The sequence below is a fragment of the Exiguobacterium sp. s11 genome (genome assembly GCF_018619015.1).
Taxonomy (GTDB): domain Bacteria; phylum Bacillota; class Bacilli; order Exiguobacteriales; family Exiguobacteriaceae; genus Exiguobacterium_A; species Exiguobacterium_A indicum.
Window position 1 is genome coordinate 631,207 of record NZ_JACSNF010000002.1, and the last position, 13,221, is coordinate 644,427.

Annotated in this window: 21 protein-coding genes; 18 read left to right on the top strand and 3 right to left on the bottom strand. The window is 43.8% G+C overall.

The features are described from left to right. Nucleotides 1-125: 125 nt before the first annotated feature. The 7 genes from KNQ12_RS10910 to KNQ12_RS10940 all read left to right on the top strand — a co-directional run bounded on the left by KNQ12_RS10910 (nucleotide 126) and on the right by KNQ12_RS10940 (nucleotide 4,504). Complete coding sequence (locus tag KNQ12_RS10910) at nucleotides 126-377, top strand: type 1 periplasmic-binding domain-containing protein (RefSeq protein WP_251055796.1); 252 nt, start codon at nucleotides 126-128, stop codon at nucleotides 375-377. A gap of 233 nt (nucleotides 378-610) precedes the next feature. Continuing rightward, entirely contained in the window at nucleotides 611-835 is a 225-nt protein-coding gene (locus KNQ12_RS17225; RefSeq protein ID WP_353047620.1) for a substrate-binding domain-containing protein, read from the top strand. A 19-nt stretch (nucleotides 836-854) separates the two neighbouring features. Continuing rightward, entirely contained in the window at nucleotides 855-1,634 is a 780-nt protein-coding gene (locus KNQ12_RS10920; RefSeq protein ID WP_214748173.1) for a phosphotransferase family protein, read from the top strand. Nucleotides 1,635-1,663: 29 nt separating this feature from the next. Continuing rightward, nucleotides 1,664-2,251: an AAA family ATPase gene (locus KNQ12_RS10925; protein WP_214748175.1), complete on the top strand. Its 588-nt coding sequence runs from the start codon at nucleotides 1,664-1,666 to the stop codon at nucleotides 2,249-2,251. Between the two features lie 118 nt (nucleotides 2,252-2,369). Next, a complete protein-coding gene (locus KNQ12_RS10930; protein ID WP_214748179.1) occupies nucleotides 2,370-3,179 on the top strand; it encodes an ankyrin repeat domain-containing protein in 810 nt (269 codons plus the stop codon). Nucleotides 3,180-3,307: 128 nt separating this feature from the next. Next, entirely contained in the window at nucleotides 3,308-3,778 is a 471-nt protein-coding gene (locus KNQ12_RS10935; RefSeq protein WP_214748182.1) for a DinB family protein, read from the top strand. Between the two features lie 54 nt (nucleotides 3,779-3,832). Then, nucleotides 3,833-4,504: a 5'-methylthioadenosine/S-adenosylhomocysteine nucleosidase family protein gene (locus tag KNQ12_RS10940; RefSeq protein ID WP_214748185.1), complete on the top strand. Its 672-nt coding sequence runs from the start codon at nucleotides 3,833-3,835 to the stop codon at nucleotides 4,502-4,504. Nucleotides 4,505-4,550: 46 nt separating this feature from the next. On the opposite strand, the gene KNQ12_RS10945 is transcribed toward KNQ12_RS10940, so the two are convergent. The 3 genes from KNQ12_RS10945 to KNQ12_RS10955 all read right to left on the bottom strand — a co-directional run bounded on the left by KNQ12_RS10945 (nucleotide 4,551) and on the right by KNQ12_RS10955 (nucleotide 5,852). Further along, on the bottom strand, nucleotides 4,551-4,772 hold the full coding sequence (locus KNQ12_RS10945) for a hypothetical protein (RefSeq protein ID WP_214748188.1): 222 nt from the start codon (nucleotides 4,770-4,772) through the stop codon (nucleotides 4,551-4,553). Between the two features lie 143 nt (nucleotides 4,773-4,915). Then, a complete protein-coding gene (locus tag KNQ12_RS10950) occupies nucleotides 4,916-5,197 on the bottom strand; it encodes a hypothetical protein (protein WP_214748191.1) in 282 nt (93 codons plus the stop codon). 268 nt (nucleotides 5,198-5,465) lie between these two features. Continuing rightward, nucleotides 5,466-5,852 carry a hypothetical protein gene (locus KNQ12_RS10955; RefSeq protein WP_214748194.1) on the bottom strand — a complete coding sequence of 129 codons (387 nt, stop codon included), beginning with the start codon at nucleotides 5,850-5,852 and terminating at the stop codon, nucleotides 5,466-5,468. 516 nt (nucleotides 5,853-6,368) lie between these two features. Here KNQ12_RS10955 and KNQ12_RS10960 point away from each other — a divergent pair. From KNQ12_RS10960 to KNQ12_RS11010, 11 genes are all read left to right on the top strand, one after another. Continuing rightward, the gene (locus KNQ12_RS10960; RefSeq protein ID WP_214748197.1) at nucleotides 6,369-6,908 is read left to right on the top strand and encodes a hypothetical protein; all 540 of its coding nucleotides are present in this window, start codon (nucleotides 6,369-6,371) and stop codon (nucleotides 6,906-6,908) included. Between the two features lie 31 nt (nucleotides 6,909-6,939). Further along, nucleotides 6,940-7,161, top strand: coding sequence for an SMI1/KNR4 family protein (locus KNQ12_RS10965; RefSeq protein WP_214748200.1), 222 nt, complete (start codon nucleotides 6,940-6,942; stop codon nucleotides 7,159-7,161). 132 nt (nucleotides 7,162-7,293) lie between these two features. Beyond that, nucleotides 7,294-7,671, top strand: a complete 378-nt coding sequence (locus KNQ12_RS10970) for a DUF2750 domain-containing protein (RefSeq protein ID WP_214748203.1) — start codon at nucleotides 7,294-7,296, stop codon at nucleotides 7,669-7,671. Beyond that, nucleotides 7,652-8,236, top strand: a complete 585-nt coding sequence (locus tag KNQ12_RS10975; protein ID WP_214748207.1) for a hypothetical protein — start codon at nucleotides 7,652-7,654, stop codon at nucleotides 8,234-8,236. Before KNQ12_RS10970 ends, KNQ12_RS10975 begins: the two co-directional genes overlap by 20 nt. A gap of 45 nt (nucleotides 8,237-8,281) precedes the next feature. Further along, nucleotides 8,282-8,860, top strand: a complete 579-nt coding sequence (locus KNQ12_RS10980) for a hypothetical protein (RefSeq protein ID WP_055967574.1) — start codon at nucleotides 8,282-8,284, stop codon at nucleotides 8,858-8,860. 21 nt (nucleotides 8,861-8,881) lie between these two features. Further along, on the top strand, nucleotides 8,882-9,556 hold the full coding sequence (locus tag KNQ12_RS10985) for a hypothetical protein (RefSeq protein ID WP_214748210.1): 675 nt from the start codon (nucleotides 8,882-8,884) through the stop codon (nucleotides 9,554-9,556). Nucleotides 9,557-9,618: 62 nt separating this feature from the next. Then, nucleotides 9,619-10,791 (top strand): hypothetical protein, encoded by a 1,173-nt coding sequence (locus tag KNQ12_RS10990; protein WP_214748213.1) that lies wholly within the window; start codon nucleotides 9,619-9,621, stop codon nucleotides 10,789-10,791. 10 nt (nucleotides 10,792-10,801) lie between these two features. Then, nucleotides 10,802-11,281: a hypothetical protein gene (locus tag KNQ12_RS10995; RefSeq protein ID WP_214748216.1), complete on the top strand. Its 480-nt coding sequence runs from the start codon at nucleotides 10,802-10,804 to the stop codon at nucleotides 11,279-11,281. 51 nt (nucleotides 11,282-11,332) lie between these two features. Further along, the gene (locus KNQ12_RS17025) at nucleotides 11,333-12,337 is read left to right on the top strand and encodes a DUF2716 domain-containing protein (RefSeq protein ID WP_251055798.1); all 1,005 of its coding nucleotides are present in this window, start codon (nucleotides 11,333-11,335) and stop codon (nucleotides 12,335-12,337) included. 14 nt (nucleotides 12,338-12,351) lie between these two features. Then, nucleotides 12,352-12,519 (top strand): hypothetical protein, encoded by a 168-nt coding sequence (locus KNQ12_RS11005; RefSeq protein WP_214748219.1) that lies wholly within the window; start codon nucleotides 12,352-12,354, stop codon nucleotides 12,517-12,519. Between the two features lie 7 nt (nucleotides 12,520-12,526). Next, on the top strand, nucleotides 12,527-13,221 hold a 695-nt coding region (locus KNQ12_RS11010), incomplete at its 3' end, for a hypothetical protein (RefSeq protein WP_214775452.1).

Genomic DNA, 13,221 nt, shown 5'->3' on the forward strand with positions numbered 1-13,221 from the left:
GAATATAGTCCGAACGGAAATGCGATCAATCTCTCGCGCGGTAAGACGAATACGATTGGTGTCCTCGTGCCGCGTGTCGGTCATCCGTTTTTCATCAATTAATCGAGGGGATCGGTCAAGTGTGCATGGAACGAAACCACACACTCCTTGTCATCCAGACGGAACACGATCCAGCAAAAGAAGAAGCGAGTATGCAATACCTTTGCGATAAGCGGGTTGACGGATTGATCATTGGCGCCATCAGTCAGCCGCAGTTACTTAAAACGATGCGGACGCTTGGACCAGTCGTTGCCTGCGAAGACCATCAGGGTATCGTGCCGTCAATCTCTTTTAATCATGGAAAAGCAATCACGATGTTGCTACAACATGTTGAATAACGAGGAGCAAAAACAGTCGGTCTCTGTCTTGGAAATCCAGATAGCGGAGTCGGAAGAGTCAGACGGAAGACGTTCGATCAATATCTCAAGGCGTCTAGCTCCGTCATGAAATTCAATGGTACTCAGGTCGGTGCTACTCTTTTGAAGACGGACAAGCACTGGCAGGTCAGCTTCTAACGATAGACTTCCCAGATGCCATCATCGTCGGCAATGACGAAGTCGCAGCAGGTCTCATCCATCAATTTCGCAAGGATGGCATTCGGGTGCCAGAGGATATCGCGATTACGGGGTTTGATGATGTACCACTTGCCAGAGCGCTTGTAATAACAACGATCCGACAACCGGTTGTAATGCTTGGCAGACTGGCAGCAGAACAATTATTGGATGACGCGCTGAATCAGAGTGAAAGCGCTAGTTCTTTAATGGAACCTTCTTTGATGATTCGACAAACGACATAAGAGATTGGGGGTTATATAGATGAATAAGGAAAAAACCGGTGCGACCGCTACCGTGATGACGATCTCTGACGAACGAGTCCGTAAGTACTTTCAAGCATCGATTGAAATACAACGAATCATACAGGAATTTCGTATGCTCGAAGAACTTGAGCGGACGGTTGTCCCGACACCAGACGTATATGCCGTTGAATTAAAAGATTCGCCGTTCATTGAGATGCAGCGGGTCGACGGTAGCGAAATGTTAGAGTTGTTTGAACCGGAGCGAATAACAGATTTTCTGAACACGTTCGCGACATTACATCAACGGATTCATCAGCAACAATCGCGTGTAGCTCCAGAATGGTACGATGTCACCGAGCACAAAATACGTCATCTATCACTAGAGTTACGCTTGAAGGCGGAACGATTGCTAGAGAAGCTTCACATTCCCCAACAGCAAGGGTTGCTCCACGGGGACTTCCATTTTCAGAACATCCTCGTGACAGCAGATGAAACGTTCGTCGTCATTGATTGGCATGATGCGACGACTCGTCCACCGATCGCGGATGTCGCGCGAACGTTGCTCTTGCTGCGTACAGCAGGTGAAACAGCAGTGCCGGACGAGGTACGACGATACGTCTGTCGCGAATACCTCGATCGCTATCAAGCTGTTTCATCCATTCAGCTATCGAACCTTGCAGACTGGTTACGACTCATGGCCATTCTTAGGACGCTTGAGCAAATTCCGAGTGCAGAACAAAGGCAGTTAAAGGAATTGATCAGTCATCCAGACCTCAGTTATTATTTTTTTAATACTTAAAGTATATACAAGTAGGAGGAACACCATTTATGAGAACCATCCTCTCGATCCAAGGCGGCATGGCGTCCGGGAAGACGACACTTGCGCGAGCGCTCGAGGACGCTTACCCGGAGTTACATGTCTATTATGAAAATCCATATCCGATCGTTCAAAAACGAAAAGAGCTCGGTTTAGACATCCGTACCGAAGATGGATTCGTTGAGAATCAGCGCTTGTTCATTCATGCGGAAATTGAACGGTTTCGCCACTTTCCCGATGGACACATCATATTAGACCGTGGTCCGGAAGATTTTGAATTCTATACGCTTCATTATCCACAGATACATGGGCATGAATGGGATATGGAATTCCGTTTAAAGACGGAACTAGAGGCATTAAGAAGATGCCGGTCCGACCAGATTCTTTATTTACAGGCACCAGACCATCTCTTACGAGAGCGGCGCGACGCTGATCAAGAAAGAACTCGTCAATCTTTTGAACAACATCAACCGCTTTGGGTGCTCGAAGAGAAATGGTATGAACAATTTTCGGTACATCCGATTGATACGACAGCAAAAACGTCGGAACAAGTCCGACAAGCAGCGATGCAGTTACTTGCGTTTGGAAAATTCATATAAAAAAATTTGTTCACTAGGTAAAATCATCTTGGCGCTGCTCAAGATGGTTTTTTCGCTTTCCTGAAGCCGGTTGTTGTAAAATGAACTAACGACAGAGTTGATAAAGGGGCGAACCGACATGGGGAAGCGATCCATTCAAGATGCAGCCTTTCTAGGGAAGAAGAAGCAGGTCATGCGCTGTATCGAACGAGGGGATGATCTGAATGAGTGGGATGAAGAAGGATTCGCGGCACTACACTGGGCAATCCAGGAAGGACACATCGCGATCGTCGCATTGTTGCTCGACCACGGAGCAGACATCAATCTACCCAATCAAGATGGAATGACGCCGCTACACATCGCATTGTATGACCGGAAATCTGAGATTACTTTATTATTAATGAAGCGCGGCGCCTATTTAGATTTAACAGGTGATGGATTTACAGCACTACATCTAATATCAGGTCGGTCTGGCAATAAAAAAATCCTGCGTCAATTGGCTCAGGATATGGAATTATTACACGAACGAACTGAAGAGGGTGAGGGAATGACGCCTCTACACATTGCTGCTCAGGCAGGGAAGGCAAAAAAAGTCACCTTATTGCTTGAAGCGGGAGCGGAAATCGAAGCAGAGGGACCAGAGGGCATCACACCACTGTATGTAGCAGTTGAAAATAATCATCCGAAAGCCGTTAAGGCGTTACTCAAAGCAGGAGCGGATCATGAGACAAGTCCATCAGAGGACGGGGAGACGGTATTGACGCTAGCTAGCGCGAAGGGATACGAACGCATCGTCCGCATATTACTTTCTTATGGAGCAAATCCGCTTCACCGCGACGCTGCAGGGAGTTCCGCACGCGATCTAGCTCTTGCGAACGAGCATCATCAAATTGCGGAGATTTTACGCCAAAAAGAGATCGATGCGTTGTCTGAGGAAAAGAATAAGTGAACGATGGACGATTAAACAGGAAACATCTGAGGATGCTTCCTGTTTTTATTTTTAAAGGATTTTCAAATTGCTTTGTCAAAATAGAGATTAAGAGAACACTTATTCTTCATTGAAAGGAAGGATGTATCATGAACACAATCGATTGGACAGTATGGAATTTAAACGAAGTGAGAAGAAGAAGCGTCAAAGTCTGGCAGTCGATTCCTGAAGATAAACTGAACTGGAAACCGGATGAGAATGCCATGACGTGTTTCGAGATGATCCGTCATGTGTTAGATAGCGAGTATTATTATTACTTAGCGTTACAGAATCGAGGCAGTTTATCGTCGTATGAGTCCCCGTATGAAGCACGCGACTTCGTATCTGTGCAAGCGGAATTAGACTTTGCGGGAGTCTATCGTGAGGAATTCATGACATATGTCGAGCAACTACCGGAATCAGATTTAGCGACGGTTCAGATCAACCGTTCCGAATCGGGATATGTGCGTTCGCTCGGTGATATGTTGCTACGAATTGCTTATCATGAAGCGGTACATACGGGACAGTTACTCGATTACCTGAGAACAGCAGATATCGAGCGTGTACGAGTATGGGATTGATATGGATGGATACGAAAATAATGTTTCTGATAAAAAATAGAGGAGAACGATGAAATGATTGGAATCAGTATCGCAACCAAATGGGAGTTCGACGCAACACTAGCGTATTTTCGTGTCTCGCCCGAAGAAAGAATTGCCTATCCATATGGTGAATACTTCACGCGTGAGATGAATGAGAAGACACTTCTGTTTTACAGCACGGGTGTTCGTAAAGTAAAAGGTATCGGTGCGAATCAATATATGATTCTCCGCTTTCCATTGACGAAAGTCATCGTTGCCGGAACGTGTGCCGGGATCGACCCGAGGTATGACGTACTCGATATCATCGTGCCGGATCGTGCAGTTCAATATGATTGCACGGTTAAAGAGATTGAACCACTGATCAAACCGTCGTTCGTCGTCGATCTCGATGTATCGAAGTATGGTAACGACTTTTATCTCGGAACGATCGGAACGGCAGATCGGGCTGTCGTCATGTGGCGAGACTATATCGAACTGAGGGATAACGGATTGACGATTGCCGATACGGAAGCGGGGGCAATCGCGTACATCTGTCAGAAAAACGGAATCGAATGTATCATCATCAAAGGGATCTCCGATTTTCCGACCGAAGAGAAGGAAGAAAATGCTGTTGAGGCAAACGTTGAACAGATGCGGATTTACATCGCGAATACGCCGAAAGTCATGACAAAAATTTTTTCCGATTATATGGCACGATTCATCTAAAAAAACGCAGATTATCTGTTCGATGAAGAACGAATAATCTGCGTTTTCACATGTAATGCTTTCGTTTGTACAGCTTATGTTTGATCCAAGTCCAAATACGAGTTACTAAATAGAGATCAGCAATTGCACCGATCGTCATTGTGATCAACATGAGGATGCCACTCGTATCAAAAGTAAGTAAGGGTTCGAAATGCGTAAAGATGACAACTAGCACAAGTGGGATCGTGATACCGATCCAGATGGAAGAAAATAAGAGTCCCTTCCACATCCGAATGATCCTTTCTTACAATGATTTGTTTAAGTACATTAAATAATGAGTAGGTAAAATGGAGATATAGAATAGAAAATGGAATGGATTGATGGGATTCGGAACAAAACGACGTTCATAAATCCGGATGTACGGTTAATCGACTATTTTTTTCCGCCACCTAATCCAATAAAGGTAATAAACAAAGCAACTGTGAGAGTGATAGCAAGCACGATGTTTTGATATAGACCAGCCGGAAAAAAATCTACGATGAAGAGTAGTAAAAATAGTGATGCAACAATTAGTCGTGCATCTCGCACGGAAGAATCTAACGTACGCCATTTGATGAAAAGTAAGATGTACGCTAAAGGTGCAAATAAGTAAGAAATAATAAAGAAGGGGATTCTTCTTAGATAATAAGGTGATTTTTCTTCCTTATCTTCCATTTTTATCACTCCAAAAACGTATTTTTTTGACTTAACTATAGAATAGATCAATTAAAAGTCATGCAACGGAACGCTGCAGACTACTTACATCGGTTTCTAAAGTAATCTTTCATCGGGGGACTTCTTTTCCGTATTTTCTAATCTTCTTGTGACAGTATAGTTCGATGACATCGTATTTTTGAAAAAGGGTCGATGATTCTCTTCTTTGAGGAGAGTCATCGACTCTTTTTGATATAAACAAGTAAAAATTGGGCTAGTCTGATGAAAGTTACTTGATTCCAATGTTCTCAAGGTATTTTTTTTCAGAGTCATCGATTTTACGGCTGATTTGTTTCGTGTATCTCTTCCGCGCGTAAGTTGATCCGTCTTTCTGATAAATGGCTCTTTCTCCTCTAGCTGATTGGTCGTAATAGATTTCAATGAGACCTTGATCCTCATAAACGATGGCGCCCGTTTCACCGGTGTTTCGCTTTAGTTGTCGATCAACCTGTTGCTTCTTCAAGTACTGATTTTCAGATTTGAAGACTTGATTGATAGCTACATCATATTTCTGTTTTGCTTTCTCGCTCGTCGTATTACCGTCTTGATCGTAATCACTACATCCTGCTAGGAAGACGATCGAAAAAAGGAGGAAAGCTGAACGTTTCATTTTCAAGTGCGAACACCTCCGAAGTACACGTTTTTATACTACCGATAGTGTACATCAAGGAAATACTTCATACGTAGCGTACTTGAGAAATAGGGAAGTGCCTTAGGACAGGTACATTATATTTCAACACCTAAGCGCCGCTTTTTAAAACGATATACTATGTAAATCTTCGATGAGAATCTCATCCTTGAATCTCGAATAATGACTGATCACTGTGTCCATTCGATTCCACCCATAAAGAAAGAATAAGTACCGTATAGAGCGTAATAACGCTGACATAAAAGATCTTAAATTTTGAATTGTAATCAAAATAGAATATATCAACTGTATTTGATTTAAATTAATAGCGATTACGCTGATAAGAATTAATTAGAAAGAAGAGGAGTTTAATGATAAATAAAAATTCCCATAAATGGTTATGACTTTTATAATGAAGTAGAGAAATTGATTTTTTAAGAAAACAGCTATTTAGGAGAAATTATAAATTTCATTGACTTATTACCTAAAGGATTGTGTGACAATATGCAACTCATCAAACCAATGAACGGTCAGAATCATTTTTGGCTGTTTGAAAAGGATGGACGGACACTCTACACGTTTCACGGCATCATGGGAGAGAGATTGACAGAACCAATGAGCGAGCAAAAGTTCTCGCGCTTTTTTAATCTGGATGCCTACATTCGAGAACTCGTAGCTGAGAAAGAAAAAGACGGATACTCCGTCGTTCAAGAAGCGGATTACTACGAAGTTGTCGTCGAGATCTTTTGTCAGGATACAGAGTATGATGTCATCTTTGAGCATCGTTCGAGCATTGAAGAAGACCTCAATGAATTTCTTTTTGAAATCGGCAATGGGTATTTTTTTGAAGATGAGTATGGTCCAGAAGCGATCGAATTCGTCCTTTATATCTTGGAGCCGTCTTATATCGTTGAACCCGTCATTGATTATTTTAAAAAGCAGTATGGCGTGACGCGGCTTCGGATGGGACAGGCAAAAGTTCATTATGGCAGACGATTGACCGGACTTTATCCCGCAGGAAAGAACTTTAACCGAAAAAATTAAAGACAAAAATGTATAAGAAGGAGTCACATAGATGACATATCAAATCGGTTTACCAGGCGTTACTGAAGAGAGATTACAAGAGGTAGAAGCAGAACTTGGCTTTAAGCTTCCGAAAGAACTACGAAATAGGTACAAGCACGAAAATAAATTCAGCATCGGCGAATGGGAGTTTCATCCGATCAAGGACGAGCAGTATATCAAGCGGACATGGGACGACCTTGTTCGTGTTAATACGACGGATGCGGAGGACTAACCATCCGGTTTCTTACGAATCGCACGTGACGGAACAGGTGACGAATTCGGATATCAGCTTCCGGACACAGAGACAATTGTCTTATGGGATCATGAGGAACAAGAGCTGTTTCCGATAGCACCGACACTTAAAATGTTTATAAATAAGGAACAGAGTGCGGAACAAGCAGAACTTTTCTTAGAGACGGTTCTTGAAACGGGAGCTGTCTATGGTCTATCAAAATTTGAACAGTCGGGCTGGACCAATTGTCCGTCGAATCAAGAGGAATCGGATGTATTGTTATTCTTTTCGTCGAAATCAGCGGCGAAAGCGCTACAGACGAAGGAATGGGCGGACTATCACTTGATTCGCTTGGATTTAGATCTATTCATGGATGGCTGGTTACCGAACATGATTGACGACGGTCTGTATTGTGGCTTGGATTGGGGACCGGAGCTCGTCGGACTTGAGCTGGATCCAGAAAATGTCCTAGCAGATCTGGAGGGTTCACATGATTCGGGCGCTTCGTAAACAAGTCGATGGAATGACGTCCGTCTGGCTCATCTATCGCGATGGACGAAAATTGTATACGTATCACGGTGTTATGAACGAGATTCATCAGGACGATATGAAACAAGCGATGGAAGAGCGCTACTTGTTCCGATATCAAGCGAAACGTCGGATGGATACGTGGATTTCGGAAAAACAGGCAGAAGGATACATATTCGAGGACGTATTCAGACTGACACCGAACCGCAAGAAAAGACAGACGTTCAAGCGTCGAATGATAGGACTCGCGTCTCTGCTGATTAGTGTCGGTTTGTTTCTGGTAGTGATGCCTTTTCTCGTCTCTCCAATTATCATCGCAGTGCTTGCGTTACTTCAAATGGGAATGGTCTTTTTCAGTAAAGACTATTTACCGGGCTGGCTACGCACGGTTTGTTTCATCAGTTGCTGTGTCATGAACGTTGAATACCAAGAGGGACTATATGCTGGTCTCGCGATTGGAACGGGTACACTCCTGTTGTTTTATGTCCAAAACAGATACAATCAAACGGATTTTCTAGCGGAACAGCCGAACCATGCTTCTATTTAAAAACTGCTACAGAAGACCAATTCAATTGATAAGGATGATAATTAAATGATTGTCACGCTCAGTAAACAAGTGGATGGCATCATCTATTTCTGGGTCATGTACCGGGATGGTCGAACAATCCAGATGTATCACGGTGTCACCGAACAATGGAAACTCGATCAGGATGTCAGAGATTCTATTGAAGAACGATATACATTTCGGCGTCAAGCTAAACGACGACTGAAGGAATTGATTGCTAAGAAACAGGCTGAAGGATACAGGCAGGATGATATTTATGGGATACAACCCGGACGGAAAGAGCGTGAGAAATTTCGCCGCCGGACGTCGTGGCTCGCTTATCTTCTTCTGGGTCTCGGTCTGTTCCAGTTCGTGACACCGTTCACTATATTACCGTTTGTTGTATTAGGTATCGGTATCACTCTGATGTTCTTAGCGTTTCTTAGTAAAGATCAGTTTCCGATGTGGCTACGTGTCATCTGTTTCGTCGATTATTTCTTAATGCATGTCAGTTTTCGGCAAGAGCAGTATATCCCGCATCTATTTCCGGTTCTGTCGATTGGAACGGGTTTACTCCTCTGGTTTCATCTTCGAAAAACGAGACAACAAATGAAAGTGGAGCAATGACATTTTATAAGGAGATGAAAGATGTCGCTTCTAGATAAGTTACTACAAGAACCTGCCGTTTCTGAGGTACCACGTTTACATAGTGCTCTTCTTGCGAAAGAACGAGGCTTGCGCAAAGCGTGGTTGTTACATATGGAGGGGTTCATTGAAGAAGCGGATACATGGTACTTCGAACGACAGCGGACGTTTGTGAGTTGGTTATTGACTACCTGTGAAGGAGAGGCAGACGCTTCGGTCATCTTGATTCATCCACTAAAAGAACGCTTCCTAAAACCAATCTTGAATCAATGGATGAAAGAGTTGCCGGATGACGTCCGATCGTATCGCTGGTATGGTCTTTTCTTTGATGAAGATGACCGTTTCATCTACTTACAAGAGGCGATTACACGTGGAGGAAGACGGGAGCAGTTAGCGATCGAGACGATGATTGATCATCACTTGTATGGACTTTGGTATTCTTTCCACCATCTCGATGATGATTTGTATTTAGGAGAAATAGAAGAGGACGCAGCAACCTTATCAGTTGCTTGGTTACTAATCGAGCAACTCGAAGATGCGGTTTTGAAATCGGAATGTATTAACGAATGGCAGAAGATGAATCAAACCTTAACGGATTGGACTCGTTTCCGGCAAGAGCAAACCACCGGATTCATGGAGTGGCGCATGCAACAAGAATCAAGGGTTGAGTTTGATTAATCCAATGGCATTACCAAGTTAGAGATGTCCTCTCCGTTATATTTAAGAAAGAGGTATTTAACATGAAAAAACTAGGCACGTTTACAAGTCACAAAGGGAATCTGATTGTCTCGGATCCGGCTTTCCTTGAGTCGGATGTAGAATACAACGTGACAATTCCAGTTGAACAAGGTTCGATTTGGACGGTCTTCTATGACGAAGATGAGTTCGAATCAATCAATTTGCTTTACCTAACAATGAATGAAGAAACGAAGATGGATCCATCCGATTTCGAGCCGTTATCCGATCTAGTCGTCGTCGATTCAGCGCAGCTCGTCGTCATGAACACAGCGGATTACGGGAGACGGGAAGCCATCGATTGGGAGATTCGAAATACGCTAGAGTTCGACGAAGAAATCGATCCGTTCTATATCGCAATCTCAGATGAAATGATGGAAGATGAAATCTTCCTGTTTCCGTTCGGTGTCGCCGTTCAGTTAATGGGGGACGGACACTATGAAGTCCTCGTCCGACGAGAAAACGGTAACGCGACAGGTATCGCAATCGTCCTCGGGGAACATGAGGCTTTTGAAGAACACGATGACGAGGAAGACGTGTCACTAGAAGACGTTGAAGTTCCACGACTGAATCATCAGAACACTGCTTTACCAGACGATGTCTTTCTTACGAATATCCTTCAGGCGATGCGACTATTTTATGTGAACGATCAAAAATCCTTGAAATACAGTATTCCAATCGAAGGTGAGAAGGTGGAGCACAAGCTGTATTTGTATGATTATTCATCCTCCATCCAAAACTATCAAGTGTCCGTGGAGAGTCCTTGTCCAGAAGCCCGCATCCAAGCATTCGAGATCGATCATTTTGCGATTCCGGAGTGGTATAAAGGTATTTTGAAGGTATGTAACGGTGTACGTTTTACCGAAGAGTTGAACTTATACGGTATACCGCTAACGAGCTGGAACGGGTTATCGCATGAGATCCAAGACAATCTCTCGGTTAGTCTTGATGAATACGCGTTAACCGAGTTCGATGCGATCCGTGACAAGTATTTCTTTTTTGGCTTGTCGTTTAAACAGGACGAATACTATGCGGTATTGAAAGAGCGTCCAGACGAAGCTGTCTATTGTTTCGACTATAGAACGTTAAAACTCAAACCGAAGGCAACGACTTTCCAAGATATCGTCCGTGATGCGTGGCGCGCGTGTAATTTGAAAGCACTCCATAAAAGAATGTAAGGATGATCTCATGAAAATAATCTATTCCCGTGAAGACTTACTCGCACTCGAAGATCCCTTTGAATATGAGGTGGGATTGCCAATCCGCATCAGAGAACTGCCGGCTTCCGTCATCGAAGAGGAGGTGCCGGATAGCCGCGAACAATTGGATCGCTTTTTGAAAGAGGGTTATACCTTGGTCATTCAAAAACCGCGAATTCTGAATCCTTCTATATTCGCGGGGTTACACGTGATAGCGGAGAACACAGTCATGAAATTATATGTCTACGAGGCGAATCATTGTGAGGATGCATTATGGGATGTTCTGTCCGAGAATGAATACAATCAGCACTGGTCATATTTTTTATTGAAAAAAATCGAAGGTGTCAGATTCGAATTGCCTTACACGAATGAAGCTCAAATTGCGCTGAAACTGTCTAATCTCAAAATAAATGAACTCGTACATCTACGATTTGAAACCAATCAAAGCGTGACATGTCAGTGGGACTAAACAATAAAAACAATCATGGGACCGAAAAGATTGAATCTAAGGAGGAGTTGCATGATCCAACTGACAAAAAAAGGCGACTCCAGTACGCTCTACCAAACAATCTATACAGAGGGACGCCTCATCGTTCAACATCAAGGAATCGTTGGAGCGTGGGTGAAAGCAGAAAACGTAAAGCAAATGCGCGTCTCGCGCTTCAAACGATTAGGTGTACAGATTTTGCAGCTGATCGAGAAGTTTGAACGTCAAGGTTATCGCGAGCTGAACGAGGCAGATTACCGGGAACTAATCGTCCAGTTTCCTTATGACGAGGGTCAGGCAGAAGCAGCGCTCGAGCGCCGTCACATGATGGAAGAAGTAATTAATGATGGTTTGCTTCATACGGGGAACGGCTACTGCGAAGGGGGAGATATCGGTAGTGGTAGAACGAATATCTTTTATCGTGTCCTTGATGTCGGGGCAGCCATTACACTAATTTTTGAAGAAATGAAAGCACGCGATGTACAAGACGCACCAAAAATTGCAGTACAAGAAGGAGCAGCGTACACCGTTCTATATCCTCAAGGAGCGACGTTCGATTTGATTGGTGAAGGTAAACCATGGAGTTGGATTCCGATGACGCAAGCGGAGGACGAGAAGATATGGCACGTCATTGATCAACAATTTCAATTCGCACCCAGTACGACAGTTTTCCCCTCATACTATGCCCCGAGTCCGTTCATTACATACGAAGTGGATTATGAGAAAAGCGAAGAAATCGAGCAAACGCTAAAGCATATTCTGACCGAGCTGACCGTTGAAGGAGAACGCGTCATGGCACTCGATTGGAATCATCAAGGATACTGGATCGACCCAAGACGCCCGTTTCTTCGAAATGAAGAAGGAGACTGGATGATTCCAGCAGTTCCAGATGGCGATTATTCCTTTTTCATCGCTCGTGATTTCCGTTGGGGGTACCTCGGTCACCCGTGGGAGGGTAGCATCACGTTATTTGGAGAAGATCTGATTTCTGCGTTCCAAGGGACTGAGAGTTTTTTGAATGAAATCCGAAGAGGATAAAAGGAGGACCGGAAGTGAGAAAACCATACGACGAGTATCACGGAACCGCATTATGGCAGGTCATCTCGGAGACAATCAATGAATTAGTCGACAATGATGATCTCGAAGAACGGACGACGCATGAACATACCGTGGGCTATCTCTGTAGCAAACTAGAAGGTTTGGTGAAAGATGAAAAATAAGAATAGGATGCTACTTGACCGAAACGAGTGGATCGATGTGTTCCGGGAACTGCTACCACGCGACGATTGGCAAGACCTCGTCCGTCTTCAAGTAAGTCAGTATTCGTATCCATTTGAAGTAAAGTTACTGGAACGACCACTCAAGCAGAATCTACACATCGACGATTTTTCAGATTGGACGGTCCGATCTCACCTGATTATGACCGACGACTCACAGCTTGAAAGATTTCTCGAACACCTTGTCATCGAACAGCAGGAAATGGCGACTGAAGCAGAAGTGACGCTTATCATCCAAAAACAAGGACAAGGAATCGTCCGAGTCACGAACGATTGTGTCTCGATGTATGGAGTCGCGTATGAGGAGCTTGATGACGTTGGAACAGAGTATGAGAACTTTTTCGATGCAGTTTTACCGAATGCCTCGTTTCCAGTCGAGGTCGTCTTTTGTGGTCGGGATGTTTTAGAAAATGACGATTCGATTCACGTGTTGACGTTGCACGACTCCAATTGGCAAGCGGTATTTGAAGAATGTTTATTGCATTTGCTGAATCGAAAAGAATTCACGCCAGGATTTTTTTCGAGAGATGCACGTCCCGCACGGCAAACGCTTGAAGACTTCATGTCTGAATTCTCGTTATTGATGCCCTATAACTTCATCGTGACCCGCGATGCAACGAATCGATTTGGCATGCTCGATCACTT

What these genes read in the sequence shown, in the direction of transcription:
- KNQ12_RS10965 (WP_214748200.1), top strand. Translation starts at nt 6,940, where the DNA reads ATGACATATCAAATCGGTTTACCAGGCGTTACTGAAGAGAGATTACAA.
- KNQ12_RS10940 (WP_214748185.1), top strand. Translation starts at nt 3,833, where the DNA reads ATGATTGGAATCAGTATCGCAACCAAATGGGAGTTCGACGCAACACTA.
- KNQ12_RS10970 (WP_214748203.1), top strand. Translation starts at nt 7,294, where the DNA reads ATGTTTATAAATAAGGAACAGAGTGCGGAACAAGCAGAACTTTTCTTA.
- KNQ12_RS10975 (WP_214748207.1), top strand. Translation starts at nt 7,652, where the DNA reads ATGATTCGGGCGCTTCGTAAACAAGTCGATGGAATGACGTCCGTCTGG.
- KNQ12_RS10995 (WP_214748216.1), top strand. Translation starts at nt 10,802, where the DNA reads ATGAAAATAATCTATTCCCGTGAAGACTTACTCGCACTCGAAGATCCC.
- KNQ12_RS10990 (WP_214748213.1), top strand. Translation starts at nt 9,619, where the DNA reads ATGAAAAAACTAGGCACGTTTACAAGTCACAAAGGGAATCTGATTGTC.
- KNQ12_RS10910 (WP_251055796.1), top strand. Translation starts at nt 126, where the DNA reads ATGGAACGAAACCACACACTCCTTGTCATCCAGACGGAACACGATCCA.
- KNQ12_RS10985 (WP_214748210.1), top strand. Translation starts at nt 8,882, where the DNA reads ATGTCGCTTCTAGATAAGTTACTACAAGAACCTGCCGTTTCTGAGGTA.
- KNQ12_RS10960 (WP_214748197.1), top strand. Translation starts at nt 6,369, where the DNA reads ATGCAACTCATCAAACCAATGAACGGTCAGAATCATTTTTGGCTGTTT.
- KNQ12_RS10950 (WP_214748191.1), bottom strand. Translation starts at nt 5,197, where the DNA reads ATGGAAGATAAGGAAGAAAAATCACCTTATTATCTAAGAAGAATCCCC.
- KNQ12_RS10945 (WP_214748188.1), bottom strand. Translation starts at nt 4,772, where the DNA reads ATGTGGAAGGGACTCTTATTTTCTTCCATCTGGATCGGTATCACGATC.
- KNQ12_RS10920 (WP_214748173.1), top strand. Translation starts at nt 855, where the DNA reads ATGAATAAGGAAAAAACCGGTGCGACCGCTACCGTGATGACGATCTCT.
- KNQ12_RS17025 (WP_251055798.1), top strand. Translation starts at nt 11,333, where the DNA reads ATGATCCAACTGACAAAAAAAGGCGACTCCAGTACGCTCTACCAAACA.
- KNQ12_RS10925 (WP_214748175.1), top strand. Translation starts at nt 1,664, where the DNA reads ATGAGAACCATCCTCTCGATCCAAGGCGGCATGGCGTCCGGGAAGACG.
- KNQ12_RS10980 (WP_055967574.1), top strand. Translation starts at nt 8,282, where the DNA reads ATGATTGTCACGCTCAGTAAACAAGTGGATGGCATCATCTATTTCTGG.
- KNQ12_RS10935 (WP_214748182.1), top strand. Translation starts at nt 3,308, where the DNA reads ATGAACACAATCGATTGGACAGTATGGAATTTAAACGAAGTGAGAAGA.
- KNQ12_RS10930 (WP_214748179.1), top strand. Translation starts at nt 2,370, where the DNA reads ATGGGGAAGCGATCCATTCAAGATGCAGCCTTTCTAGGGAAGAAGAAG.